General features: G+C 64.4%; 11 protein-coding genes. 4 read left to right on the forward strand and 7 right to left on the reverse strand.

Annotated features, from left to right (window positions below; translation table 11 throughout):
* Positions 1-24: 24 nt before the first annotated feature.
* The 3 genes from FFS21_RS04170 to FFS21_RS04180 are packed head-to-tail and all read right to left on the reverse strand — an operon-like array spanning position 25 to position 2,362.
* Positions 25-414, reverse strand: coding sequence for a DUF3325 domain-containing protein (locus tag FFS21_RS04170; protein ID WP_237380552.1), 390 nt, complete (start codon positions 412-414; stop codon positions 25-27).
* Positions 411-2,063, reverse strand: coding sequence for a PepSY-associated TM helix domain-containing protein (locus tag FFS21_RS04175; RefSeq protein WP_137923684.1), 1,653 nt, complete (start codon positions 2,061-2,063; stop codon positions 411-413). Before FFS21_RS04175 ends, FFS21_RS04170 begins: the two co-directional genes overlap by 4 nt.
* Positions 2,063-2,362, reverse strand: coding sequence for a DUF3649 domain-containing protein (locus FFS21_RS04180; protein ID WP_137923685.1), 300 nt, complete (start codon positions 2,360-2,362; stop codon positions 2,063-2,065). Before FFS21_RS04180 ends, FFS21_RS04175 begins: the two co-directional genes overlap by 1 nt.
* Before the next feature lie 313 nt (positions 2,363-2,675).
* Here FFS21_RS04180 and FFS21_RS04185 point away from each other — a divergent pair, with 313 nt between their 5' ends.
* From FFS21_RS04185 to FFS21_RS04195, 3 genes are all read left to right on the forward strand, one after another.
* A complete protein-coding gene (locus FFS21_RS04185; RefSeq protein ID WP_137923686.1) occupies positions 2,676-4,256 on the forward strand; it encodes a class I adenylate-forming enzyme family protein in 1,581 nt (526 codons plus the stop codon).
* Between the two features lie 8 nt (positions 4,257-4,264).
* Positions 4,265-5,143, forward strand: a complete 879-nt coding sequence (locus FFS21_RS04190; RefSeq protein ID WP_237380555.1) for an IclR family transcriptional regulator — start codon at positions 4,265-4,267, stop codon at positions 5,141-5,143.
* 79 nt (positions 5,144-5,222) lie between these two features.
* The gene (locus FFS21_RS04195; protein WP_137923687.1) at positions 5,223-5,591 is read left to right on the forward strand and encodes a 5-carboxymethyl-2-hydroxymuconate Delta-isomerase; all 369 of its coding nucleotides are present in this window, start codon (positions 5,223-5,225) and stop codon (positions 5,589-5,591) included.
* A 10-nt stretch (positions 5,592-5,601) separates the two neighbouring features.
* Here the strand turns inward: FFS21_RS04195 and yjjJ are convergent, their stop codons facing one another.
* The 3 genes from yjjJ to FFS21_RS04210 form a co-directional block, all read right to left on the reverse strand.
* On the reverse strand, positions 5,602-6,957 hold the full coding sequence (gene yjjJ, locus FFS21_RS04200) for a type II toxin-antitoxin system HipA family toxin YjjJ (RefSeq protein ID WP_137923688.1): 1,356 nt from the start codon (positions 6,955-6,957) through the stop codon (positions 5,602-5,604).
* A gap of 184 nt (positions 6,958-7,141) precedes the next feature.
* Positions 7,142-8,725: a galactarate dehydratase gene (gene garD, locus FFS21_RS04205; protein ID WP_137923689.1), complete on the reverse strand. Its 1,584-nt coding sequence runs from the start codon at positions 8,723-8,725 to the stop codon at positions 7,142-7,144.
* Positions 8,726-8,741: 16 nt separating this feature from the next.
* Complete coding sequence (locus FFS21_RS04210) at positions 8,742-10,100, reverse strand: MFS transporter (RefSeq protein ID WP_137923690.1); 1,359 nt, start codon at positions 10,098-10,100, stop codon at positions 8,742-8,744.
* 434 nt (positions 10,101-10,534) lie between these two features.
* Here FFS21_RS04210 and kdgD point away from each other — a divergent pair, with 434 nt between their 5' ends.
* Positions 10,535-11,449, forward strand: a complete 915-nt coding sequence (gene kdgD, locus FFS21_RS04215; protein ID WP_137923691.1) for a 5-dehydro-4-deoxyglucarate dehydratase — start codon at positions 10,535-10,537, stop codon at positions 11,447-11,449.
* Between the two features lie 64 nt (positions 11,450-11,513).
* Here kdgD and FFS21_RS04220 read toward each other — a convergent pair whose 3' ends face one another.
* Entirely contained in the window at positions 11,514-12,398 is an 885-nt protein-coding gene (locus FFS21_RS04220) for a LysR family transcriptional regulator (protein WP_137923692.1), read from the reverse strand.
* Between the last annotated feature and the right edge of the window lie 53 nt (positions 12,399-12,451).

Consider the following 12,451-nt stretch of genomic DNA (forward strand, 5'->3'; position numbering starts at 1 on the left):
AGACCATCCGACAGATGGCGAAGACTAGCCGTGGACTGGCGCCAGCAAGGGCGATAGCGTTGTTGCGAGAACCCCGACGATCACCGCCGTCCGCGCCACGCGTGGCGACGCGTGCGGTGCCCAGGAGAACGTTCCCGCCACGGTCAATGCACCCAGCGTGAGAAGCCCGCCCCAATACACCACGCCAAACGCCCAGCCCTCGGCCAGCACGCAAGCCGCAAGTGCCAGGGCCAGGGCAAACGCCCCCTGCCAGCGCAGGCGCCTGGCGCGTGCCGGTTCCGGCGACGTGCCGCGTCCGAACATGTCCGCGTGATGGCGATCCATTGCGGTCGCCAGCCACGTGAAACCGGCGACGGCGAACCCCAGGCCGGCCACGCAGGCAGGCCCGATCGGCAGCATCCCGACATCGCTCATTGCGGCACCTCGATACCCTTCACGTTGCTCGGGGTGGCCTTGGCCGTTTTCGGGGCCGCAGCCTTGCGCGGCGCCTTGCGTTTTCCGACGAGCCACGCGGCACTTCCCAAGCCAATACCCAGCGCGAGCACGGTCAGGTCGAAGCCCGCCACCACAGCCGGGCCGTGGAACAGCGTAACGCCGAGGTGCGTGGACGTGGTGAAGGCATTGAGCACAGGCAGCCCGGCAAACAGCGCCGCACCGATCCATAGCTGCACGCGCCACATGCCGCGCGTCGGACGAATCTGCGCAAGCACCGCAGCGGCCGCCCAGGCGGCGAAGAATGCCTGGATCTCTGCGGCCGAGCGTTGCGGGATATCCACGGGCAGCAGGCGATTGGCCCAGAAATACGTGGCGAAGGCGATCGGCAGACCGGCAATCGCACCCAGGTTCAGGGCCTCCACCAGCCGCAGGCCGAACGGCGTGCGTCCCGTGGCGGCGATGCGCTTGGCATGGTGCTGTCGTGTCTTGACGGCCCACATCACGGCACCCGTGGCAACCATCAGCGTGCCGGCGATGCCGGACAGGAAGAACAGCACGCGCAGCAATGTTGGCGCGAAGTGCGCCACATGCAGGCCCACCATCGTGAAGCGGGTGGCGCTGGCACCGGCCATTTCCTCGCCCAGCGTCGCCTTCAACTCGCCGGTGGGTCCGGTGAAGACCATCGATGGCGGCGTGGTCCGCATGCTGCGTTCATCGCGGCGCGTGAGCGCCACGGTGGCGCTGGCGTTGTTGGGCTGTTCGACGGTGATGCGCTGGATGCCGCTATCGTTCCAGCGCGCATTGGCCTGCGCCATCATCGGCGCGATAGGCGCCAGTGGCGCGCTGTCCTTCGACGCCTTCAGGTTACGCGGCGCACGGGCGGCCAGTTCGGTGTTGAACGCGCGCTCGTCGCCCTTGTACACCGACTGGATCCCCCACGGCATGTACAAGAGCATCAGCGTGACCAGGCCCGTGTAGGTGATCATCAAGTGGAACGGCAGTGCCAGCACGGCCACGGCATTGTGCGCGTCGAGCCAGGAGCGCTGTCCCTTCCTGGCGCGGAACGTAAAGAAATCGGCAAAGATGCGCCGGTGCGTGATCACGCCGCTGATGATGGCCACCAGCATGAACATCGTGCAGAAGCCGATGATCCAGCGCGCCCATATCGCCGGCATGTAGTGCAGGTCGAAGTGCAGCCGATACAGGAAATCGCCGCCGCGGGTGTCGCGCGCACCGGCAATCGGCTCGCCGGTGGCCGGGTCGAGCGTTCGGGTTTCAAGCCGTGCGCGGTTGTTCTTGCCCTTGTCCTCGGCGGTCGGCTTGCGGAGCCAGAACAGCGAGATCGTGGGATTACGCTCGTCGGGCAACGAAATAAACCAGCGCTCCGCATTGGGCGCCTCGCGCTGCAGGAAGGTGTAGGCGCGCTGCGCGGCATCCACCTCGGACACCTTGCTGTTCAGCGACGCATGCAGTTCCGGCTTCATCCACACCGAAATCTCGTCGCGGTAATAGCTGGCCGTGCCGCCGCAGAACACGAGGAACAGGAACCAGCAGACCAGCAGGCCGGACCACGTATGGAGCCACGCCATGGCCTGGCGCAGCCCCTGACCTTTTCTGAGTTCAGTCATCACGCACCACCCAGGGCAAACCAGCCCAATGCCAGGACCGCAGCAGGAATTGCCAGACCGATCCACGCACGCAGCGCCGAATCGGCGGCAAACACCCAGATCACGGCCAGCGCAAACCAGAGGAACGACAACAGCGTGGCGGTCACCACAGCCTCGGCCCGCGCCATGCCCACCCACTGCGCCAGCACCAGCGACAGGCAGCCGGTAGCCAGCGCCGCAACGCCATAGCCGCCCAGAATGGCCGCGATGGCGCGCGAGGCAATGCCTGCGCGGTATGCGACCGTAATCCCCTGCTTCATGTTTCTACGATGTCTCAAAAAGTAACGCACATGATAATCGTTCCCATCTCCGATGTCTGCCGCGTTATGTGACGAGTAGGGTTTGGGATGAGCAGACATTGGCAGACATGTCGCGATTTCCCACAAACTGCCGACCATCCGAGCGTGCCTGGCGATAGACACAGGACGGCGATATTCGCACAAAACTTGCCAGTTGATTCCGTCAGGCAGAACCATCATTCCGCCACGCGGTTGACGCCCGCAGGATCGGGATGGGACGATGCACCACATCGAATACCGGCGGACTCACGCCGGAGCCTTGCCTGGAGACAACATGAGCAGTACCGCCGCACCGGCGGGCCAGTCTGGCCCGGCGTCCGCCATTCCTGTATCGCACCCCCCCTTCCAGCCAGCATTCGCTCGCCTGCACCAGACCATGGCGCCATGGGTGGCCAGCCATCCCGACCGCATTGCCGTGATGGACGCACACCGCGCGTTGCGCTATGCGGAACTTGATGAAGCCGTCCGCGAGACCGCCCAGACCCTGACGCAACTCGGCGTGCGGGGCGGCGATCGCGTGGTGCTGGTGACCGAGAACAGCGTGGGATGCGCCGTGCTGCTGCTCGCGCTCAGCGCCATCGACGCGTGGTCCGTACCCGTCAACGCGCGGCTCTCGGCGCGTGAAATCGCCAACATCGTCGAGCACGCCGGCGCGCGGGTGACGCTCTATCTCGACAACGATTTCCCCGAAGCGCGCGAGCATGGCCTCGCCCGTGGTGCGCAGTGGACCGAGTGGACCCATGTCGGACGCCTGCTGGTCAGCGCCGTCGATGACGCGGCGGTCACGGAGCCGGTGGAGGCCGACCCACGCCAGCAGGTGGCGGCGATGATCTACACCACGGGCACTACGGGCGCGTCGAAGGCTGTGATGCTGACGCATGCCAACCTGATGTTCATCGGCCATTCCAACCGGCTGCAGTCGCGCGTGGCACCCGGCGACCGCGTCTACGGCGTGCTGCCGATCTCGCATGTGTATGGCTTGTCGGTGTTGCTGGTCGGCCCGGTGTCGAACGGCGCCACGGTGTATTACGAGCCGCGCTTCCGTCCCGAGAAGCTCGCTCGGGCACTCGTGGATCAACAACTGACGGTGCTACACGGCGTGCCCGCCATGTACGCCAAGGTCATCGAGTGGAGCCGTGCCAACGGCCAGTCCCTGCGCACGCCCGCGCTGCGGATGGCGCAGTCCGGCGGCGCACCGCTGACGGCCACGCTGAAGGCGGCCTTCGAAGAGGCATTCGGCATCGTGTTGCACAACGGCTATGGCATGACGGAGACATCGCCGACGGTCTGCCAGACGCGCGTGGAGACGCCGCGTAGCGATTGCTCCGTGGGCGCGGCCGTGCCCGACGTGGAGATCATGCTCGGCTCGCCCCTGCCCGATGGCAGCGGCGAGTTGCTGGTGCGCGGCCCGAACGTGATGAAGGGCTACTACAAGCGCCCCGACCTGACCGCGCAGACCATCGATACCGATGGCTGGCTGCATACCGGCGACCTCGCACGAATCGACGCCGATGGTGCGGTGTCCATCGTGGGCCGCTCGAAGGAAATCATCATTCACTCGGGCTTCAACGTGTATCCCGAGGAAGTCGAGCAATCGCTGAACGCATTCCCCGCCGTGCTGCAATCGGCAGTGGTAGGCCGGGCGATCGAGGGAAACGAGGAAGTCATCGCGTTCGTCGAGGTACGCGGCGGCATGACGCTCGACGAGGCCGCGCTGCGCGCCTTCCTGCGCGAGCGTCTCTCGCCGTACAAGATGCCCGCCGAAGTGCGCATCGTGACGCAACTGCCCGCCGCACCGTCCGGCAAGATTCTCAAGGCGAAGCTGCGCGAGCAGCTTGCAGCCGGCAACCTGTGAGCCACGCCATGGAACATATGAAACATATGGAACAGACACTGACCACCGCGCCGGACACTTTCGACACCACGCAGGCCGCCACCATCCCTGCCACGCCAGCGAAGAAGGAAAGCGTGCGCAAGGAAGACCGCCACTTCGTCACGGCCCTGGCGCGCGGCCTTGACGTGCTGGCCTGCTTCCGCGCCTTCGACAGCGAACTCGGCAATGCCGAACTGGCGCAGCGCTGCGGCCTGCCCAAGTCCACGATCTCGCGGCTCACGCATACGCTGACCGAACTCGGCTACCTGCAGGCATTGACCGATCCTGTGCGCTACCGCCTCGGCAGTTCGGCGCTCGCGCTGGCCCCAGCCGCGCAACAGGGCGCCGATGTGCTGGCCGTGGCGCGTCCGTTCATGCAGGAACTGGCCGATCTGTCGAAGGGTGTGGCCTCGCTCATCGTGCGCGATCGTGGCCGCATGCTGATTTTCGAGAACTGCCAGGCCGAGAGCTACCTGACGCTGCGCGTGCCCGTGGGCAGCCGCGTATCGGGGCTGACCACGGCGGCGGGCCGCGCCTACCTGCTGGCGCTGTCGAACACGGAGCAACGTCAGGCACTGGCAGCGTTCCGCACCGATGACAAGACGCCCGCGCCCACGGCCGAGAGCATGTTGATGCAATGCCGCGACGAGCATCGCCGGCTGGGCTGCACCACGTCGTTCGGCGAGTGGCTGCCCGATATCAACTCGATCGCGCTGGCGTTCCGTCCAGGCCCGTCGCTGCCGCCCATGACGCTGAGCTGCAGCGGACCCAACGCACTGGTGCCGCCCGCGCACCTGCTGGAGAAAGTCCGCCCGCTGTTGCAGCAGCACGTCCGCAGGATCGAGGCCACCTTCGGCGTCACCGCCTGAGCGTCATATCGAGCCACGCAGGAATGCCGCGTTTGCCGTACGATGCGGAATTCCTGCCCTCTCACCGGACCCGATTCCCATGCCCCACCTCATCGTCGAAATCACCGAAAACACCCGCCTTGCCCGCTCGAAAGAAGAACTGCTCGACGAGTGCAATGCCGCGCTGCTCGCCAGCGGCCAGTTCGATGAACCGTCGATCAAGTCGCGCGTGATCATGCTCGACACGTATCGCCGCGGGACCGAACAGGGCGACCGTGGCTTCGTGCATGCCACGCTTCAGATTCTCGATGGCCGCGATCAGGCGATCCGAAAGGATCTTGGCGAGCGCGTTGCCAGTGCCATCGCCGAATGCGTGCGGCCCGGCACCGAAGGGCAGTCCGTGCAAGTGACGGTGAATGTCATGGAAATGGAACGCGCGACCTTCGCCAAGCAAGTGATTGGCGGCTAAATTGCCCCTGCTACCCCAGGCGCGAGACCTTCGCGCCTGCTTCTCTGATATGGGTGGCGAGGCTATCCAGACACGGGCCAAATGCCGCGGAAAAGCGGTATTCGGCACGCAGCCCGCTCAGGTAGTCTTCGGCCATGCTGTACGCACGCATCCAGATTGCATTCGGCACATTGGAGCGCAAGTTGGCCGGCACCAGCGTGTTAGACAAGGCGCCGCTCGCGCGCGGCGCGAATCCCATCGACAGCATGTCGTAGGCCGGTGCCAGCACGTAGGGACGCGCGTGCAGCGCTTCGCCGTTGGTGAAGGACAAATTGCCGTTGTGCATATCGGTGTTCCCGATCAGCGTGCCGAACGCATAGAGCAATGCGGCGTTTTCTGCGGACTCCGGCGTGATATGTCGCTCGTTGGCAAGTTGCGCGGCGATCACCGGCCAGATGGCGCTGCCCTGACCGGCGAACTCTGCTTCGACCGATTCAAGCGAGAACAGCGCCCGACGTCCCAGCGGCCCGACCCGGTCGAATCGCTCCACCTCCAGGAATCGCTGCGAACCGTGATCGACGACATGCGATCGTGCCGCGCGGATGCCTGACGCCGCGAGTGTCTCCAGCGCGTGATGCTCCGTCAGCAGCAAATCGCGCCAGCGCTCGGTCATCGCGTTGTCTTCGGGGAGCGTGAACTTCACCAGCACATGCCGTGGCCCACGCGTCGTATCGACATAGGCCGTGAATTTGGGCTGCTCGCCACCCGCAGATGATCCCGGTAACTCACCCCGCGCAGCCTCTTGCGCCAGCCGCACGTAGACCGATCCCTTTCCGGCTTCCGCGAGCGGCTTCGGCACCTCGGCACTCAGGAAGCGGTCGCGCGCGAGGTCGCCCAGCAACAGATTGCCCACGGCGTCCGGGCCCTGCGCGATCAGACTTCGCATGATCTGGCTATCGTTCCACTCGGCCACATTGGCGGGCAGGCCCAGCCCCTGCGCATATCGCGCGGCATAGGCGCGACCGAGAAAACCCTGCGGCCGCATATCCAGCAGCCACCACGGCAGGCTGTCGCTGAAACGGGTAACGCCCCCCTCCGCTTCGCGCATCACGAAGCCGTCCGCCCGCACGGGAATGAGATCGCCCAGCGCGCGGATCGTACCGTCCGAACACACGCGATAGACCGGCACTTCGCCAAACCCGCGAGCAGTGTCACGCAAGGCATATTGAATAGATCGGGCAGCGCCTAGTCGAACCAGTTCGCCATCCATGCCCTGGATGGCGCGCGACAGCGTTGGCTGACTAACTCCAATGTTTTCAATGAGTTGGCGCGCCGTGGCCGGGCCACCGGCGAGCCGGAACCGGATCTGATCGGGGAGCGAAGCCATATCTGAATAGATTCTTGAATAGAATCATGAATAGATACTGGACTATACCATCGGCTGCGACACATGCGACCGGGCTTGCTTGAAGTGCCCTAAAAAGCACAAGAGCGATGCCGCGCTTACGCAGCGACATCGCTCTGTTTCTTATTGTTTGTTTGTTTGTTAAGACCCCTCCCGCACTCCCCGATCAGGTCACCGGCGCCGGGTTGAACAGTGCCAGGGAGTTCTGCAGGCCATGGTGCTCGGCCCAGGTTTTCTTCCGGCCACTCGCCACCTCGATCATCAGGTTGAACAGTTCCCAGCCCACGTCCTCGATGGTCGCATCGCCGGTGGCGATACTGCCCGCGTTGATGTCCATGAGGTCATGCCAGCGGCGTGCGAGGTCGCTGCGCGTGGCTACCTTGATGACCGGCACTTCGGCCAGACCATACGGCGTGCCGCGCCCCGTGGTGAACACGTGCAGGTTCATGCCGGCGGCCATTTGCAGCGTGCCGCAGATGAAATCGCTGGCGGGTGTGGCGGTGTAGTTCAGGCCGCGTGTCTTGACGCGCTCGCCCGGCGAGACCACACCGGCGATGGGTGCGCTACCGGACTTGACGATCGAGCCCATGGCTTTCTCGACGATGTTCGACAAGCCGCCCTTCTTGTTGCCTGGCGTGGTGTTGGCGCTGCGGTCCGCGCGGCCGCGGTCCAGGTATTTGTCGTACCAGTCCATCTCGCGGATCATCGCCTCGGCCACTTCGGGTGTAGCGGCGCGCGAGGTCAACTGGTCGATGCCGTCGCGCACTTCGGTCACCTCCGAGAACATCACGGTTGCGCCGGCGCGTACCAGCAGGTCGGTGGCGAAACCCACGGCCGGGTTGGCGGTCACGCCAGAGAACGCATCGCTGCCGCCGCACTGCACGCCCACCACGAGCTCGGAAACGGGCACCGTTTCGCGCTTGCGTGCATTGAGCGTCTTCAAGTGGCTCTCTGCCATCGCAACGATCGAATCGATCATCGACGCGAAGCCCACATGCTTGTCGTCCTGCAGGCAGACCACGCCCACCTGCACTTCGCCAGCGCCGGTCTGGATCGGGATGGTTCCCGGCGGCATCAGGCGATCCGGCTGCAGCTTTTCGCAGCCCAGGCTCACCATCATCGCGGTGCCGCCGAAATTGGGATTCAGCGCGATGTTGCGCAGCGTGCGGATCGGGATGATGGCGTCGGGCGCATCGATGGCCACGCCACAGCCGTAGGTGTGCTCCAGACCCACTACGTCATCGACGTTCGGGTATTTCGGCAGCAGTTCGGCCTTGATGCGTCGCACGGCAAAATCCACCACGCCGGACACACACTGCACGGTCTCCGTGATTGCCAGGATGTTGCGCGTGCCCACCGAGCCATCCGGGTTGCGGAAACCCTCGAACGTATAGCCGTCGAGCGGCGGCAGCGGCTCGGGCAGGCGCGTGGAGATCGGCAGGTCGGTCAGGCCGGGCGCCACGGGCATCTCGATGACACGCTCGTTGACCCAGCTACCGCGCGGCAGATCCTTGAGCGCATAGCCGATGGCCACGTTGTAGCGCGTCACGGCATCGCCCTGCTTCAGGTCCACCAGTGCTACCTTGTGGCCCTGCGGCACATGTTCCACCAGGGTCAGGCCACACGGGAACACGGTGCCGGCGGGCTGCCCGCCGTCGTTGGCAACAATGGCCACGTTGTCATTCGCGTGGATGCGGATGTAGAGCGGCTTGGGCGCCGCCGCCACGTTCTGAACCGACAAGTCCGACATTTGGGGGATTCCTTCTTTATTGGGGGTGCTTCAGTTCCACGCGGCGAATGTCCTTGACGATCACCAGGTAGCTCAGCACACAGACCAGGGCGTTGATACCGACGAACACCAATGCGCCGTTGAACGAGCCCGTCGTGCTCAGGATATAGCCGATCACGATTGGCGTCACGATGCCGGCAATGTTGCCGAACGTGTTGAAAATACTGCCGGCCATGCCGATCACTTCCTTGGGCGCCGTATCGGCCACCACGGCCCAGCCCAGCGCGCCGATGCCCTTGCCGAAGAACGCCAGCGCCATGATGGCCACGACCAGCCACTCGGCATCCACGTAATTGCAGGCCACCATCGAGATCGACAGCGCCATGCCGGCGACGATCGGCACCTTGCGGGCCAGGGTCAGCGAATGGCCGCGACGCAGCAGCGCGTCGGAGATCACGCCGCCCAGTACACCGCCGAGGAAGCCGCAGATCGCGGGCAACGAGGCCACGAAGCCTGCCTTCAGGATCGACATGCCGCGCGCTTGCACCAGGTACACGGGGAACCATGTCAGGAAGAAGTACGTCAGCACGTTGACGCAGTACTGACCCAGGTAGACACCTGCCAGCATGCGATTCGTCAGCAGTTGCTTCGCGTAGAACCAGCCGGTCGGGCTGGCTTCCTTCGCCTTGCCCTCGCCCTCGTTCATGTGGATCAGGCCGCCGCCCTGCTCGATGTGCGCAAGTTCGGCGGGATTCACGGCCGGATGCGTGGCCGGGCTGCGCATGACCTTGAGCCAGACCAGCGCCAGCAGCATGCCCATGATGCCCATCCACAGATAGACGTGGTGCCAGCCCCAGCTATGGACGATCCACGCCATCAGCGGCGTGAACACCACGGCAGCGAAATACTGGGCCGCATTGAAGATGGCCGATGCCGTGCCGCGTTCATCCGTGGGGAACCAGCTCGCCACAACCTTGGCATTGGCCGGGAACGCCGGCGACTCCGCGAGGCCCACCGCAAAGCGCAGCGCGAACAGCGCGGACAACGTGGCGCCAACCGTGCCGAAAATGCCGATCCAGCCTTGCAGCAGCGTGAACAGCGACCAGAAGAAGATGCTAACCGCGTAGATGCGGCGGGCGCCGAAACGGTCGAGCATCCAGCCGCCCGGAATCTGCGCCATCACGTAGGCCCAGCTGAACGCCGAGAAGATGTACCCCATCTGCACAGCCGTGAAGCCGAACTCCTCGCGCATGGCGGGGCCGGTGATGGATAGCGTGGCCCGGTCGGCGTAGTTGACCGTGGTCACGATGAAGATCAGGGCAAGGATCCAGTAGCGGACATTGGTGCGGCGGGCGCCGGAGGCGGCAGCTGCGCCGGTGGTGGGTGTTGCGGTCATCGGGTCTCCTCACAACCGGGGCCTGATGCAGGAATGCGTTGGGACCGGCTTGTGATATGTCGTCGTACGACAAGAATTATAGTGATCGGGTTCCCCCTGACACAGCGCGCGTTTACCCTGAGTCGGTGCACCGCGCCCTCATGCCGTGCATCGCGCCCAAAAACGGCTGCTTTCAATTAGCTTGCGGTCTGGCGGGTGATGCACCCCTTCCGCACGGTATGCCGAAATGGACCTGGCAAGGTGCCCGGATGACAGGTTAGCAGCAACCTGAACACGGGGTTTTCCCTCAAATCCGACCGTATTGCTTGCATGGTCAAGTTGATAGTTGTACGATGACTTATCTCGAAGCCATCGACACGGTGGAACGAGCTACAAGACGCCCTTGTTCCACCCCAACATCACTATTTCGCCATGTGGCGATCAGGAAGAGCGACATGACTACTCCGCAAGAACTCAAGCAGATCATCTCCGAGGGCCTGCTCTCGTTCCCCATTACCGATTTCGACAAGCAAGGCAACTTCCGCGCCGATACCTACGCAGAGCGCCTGGAATGGCTGGCCCCGTACGGCGCCACCGCCCTGTTTGCCGCTGGCGGCACGGGTGAGTTCTTCTCGCTGACGCAGCAGGATTACTCCAACGTGATCCGCACGGCGGTGGAAACCTGCCGTGGCAAGGTGCCCATCCTGGCCGGCGCCGGTGGCCCGACCCGCGTGGCCATCGAGTACGCGAAGGAAGCCGAGCGCCTGGGCGCCCACGGCATCCTGCTGATGCCGCATTACCTGACCGAAGCCAGCGAAGACGGCATCGCCAACCATATCGAAGAAGTCTGCAAGGCCACCAAGTGCGGCGTGATCGTGTACAACCGTGCCAACTCGCGCATCGGTGCGGATCTGCTGGCCAAGGTCGTGGACAAGTGCCCGAACCTGATCGGCTTCAAGGACGGCGTGGGTGACATCGAAGCGATGGTGCGCGTGCGCCGCAAGCTGGGCGATCGCCTGTCGTACCTGGGCGGCCTGCCCACCGCCGAAGTCTACGCCGCCGCCTACAAGGCACTGGGCGTGCCCGTGTACTCGTCGGCCGTGTTCAACTTCATCCCGAAGACCGCGATGGAGTTCTATCGCGCCATCGCCGCTGACGACCACGCCACGGTGGGTCGCCTGATCGACGACTTCTTCCTGCCGTACCTGGACATCCGCAACCGCAAGCATGGCTACGCCGTGTCGATCGTCAAGGCCGGCGCCAAGCTGGTGGGCCGCGACGCCGGTCCGGTGCGTGCACCGCTGACCGACCTGACCGAAGAAGAACACGGCATGCTGGACGCCCTGATCAAGAAGCTCGGACCGCAGTAAGCATCCTCGATTTGCGTTGAGTTGTAGTGTTGAAGTTTGAAAGCCGGCCTTGTGCCGGCTTTTTTTATTCGCTCGGCGCCTGGCTCTGGCCGAGCGAATCCATCGTCAGATCCACAAGGGCGCGCAAGCGGGCGAGCCGCCGCAGATCCTTGTGAAAGCCGAACCAGACATCGCGTCCGGGGGGCGCTTCGCCGAGATCGACGCGAACAAGATCCGGCATGACATCGCCCAGCGGACACGGCAGCACCGCGAAACCGCCGCCCTCGACACACATGCGCGCCTGTACACCCCGGTTGTTGCTGCGATACACGGTGCGCGCCTGCGGCAGCATCCGCCGCGCCCATGCCACGTCTGGCAGCGCATCGAAAGCCGTATCCATCGTGATGAGTGCCGCGCCCGTCCCGTCTCCTGCACGCGGCGCCACCAGTTCGCGGTGTCCATACAACGCATATTCCATGTGCATGAGCTTGCGCTGGATAACGTCGGCTTCCTCGAACGGCATGATGCGGAATGCCAGGTCGGCTTCGCGGCGGGCCAGGCTGTGCTGACGCGAATCCGTCACCAGTTCCAGTGACACCAGCGGATGTTGCCCAAGAAAACGTGCAAAGACCGGCGTCAGCACATACATGCCGAACCAGTCGGACGACGTAACGCGCAGCGGCCCCGCCAGCGCATTGCCGTGCCCAGCCAGTGCGCGTGCCAGCCCCAGCGCTTCCTCTTCCATGCGCTCGGCATACACCAGCACGGCGTTGCCCTCATCGGTCAACACCAGACCTTCGGTGGTGCGGTGGAACAGCAGTTGCCCCACTGCCTCCTCCAGTGTGCGCAAACGGCGTCCCATGGTCGGCTGTGTCTGGCCGATGAGCTTCGCAGCGCCGCCAAGCGTCCCGGCTCGTGCGATCGCCAGGAAAATGCGCAGATCACTCCACTCCAGCTTTAGCCCATGCATTTTCGATTGGGTGCCATTCGATATTGTTGATATTCATGCGATTCCGCATGGCA

The sequence above is a fragment of the Cupriavidus sp. 2SB genome (assembly GCF_005503625.1).
GTDB lineage: Bacteria > Pseudomonadota > Gammaproteobacteria > Burkholderiales > Burkholderiaceae > Cupriavidus.

Coding starts and splice junctions, on each gene's coding strand:
- FFS21_RS04170 (WP_237380552.1), bottom strand. CDS start 414: ATGAGCGATGTCGGGATGCTGCCGATCGGGCCTGCCTGCGTGGCCGGC.
- FFS21_RS04175 (WP_137923684.1), bottom strand. CDS start 2,063: ATGACTGAACTCAGAAAAGGTCAGGGGCTGCGCCAGGCCATGGCGTGG.
- FFS21_RS04180 (WP_137923685.1), bottom strand. CDS start 2,362: ATGAAGCAGGGGATTACGGTCGCATACCGCGCAGGCATTGCCTCGCGC.
- FFS21_RS04185 (WP_137923686.1), top strand. CDS start 2,676: ATGAGCAGTACCGCCGCACCGGCGGGCCAGTCTGGCCCGGCGTCCGCC.
- FFS21_RS04190 (WP_237380555.1), top strand. CDS start 4,265: ATGGAACATATGAAACATATGGAACAGACACTGACCACCGCGCCGGAC.
- FFS21_RS04195 (WP_137923687.1), top strand. CDS start 5,223: ATGCCCCACCTCATCGTCGAAATCACCGAAAACACCCGCCTTGCCCGC.
- yjjJ (WP_137923688.1), bottom strand. CDS start 6,957: ATGGCTTCGCTCCCCGATCAGATCCGGTTCCGGCTCGCCGGTGGCCCG.
- garD (WP_137923689.1), bottom strand. CDS start 8,725: ATGTCGGACTTGTCGGTTCAGAACGTGGCGGCGGCGCCCAAGCCGCTC.
- FFS21_RS04210 (WP_137923690.1), bottom strand. CDS start 10,100: ATGACCGCAACACCCACCACCGGCGCAGCTGCCGCCTCCGGCGCCCGC.
- kdgD (WP_137923691.1), top strand. CDS start 10,535: ATGACTACTCCGCAAGAACTCAAGCAGATCATCTCCGAGGGCCTGCTC.
- FFS21_RS04220 (WP_137923692.1), bottom strand. CDS start 12,398: ATGCATGGGCTAAAGCTGGAGTGGAGTGATCTGCGCATTTTCCTGGCG.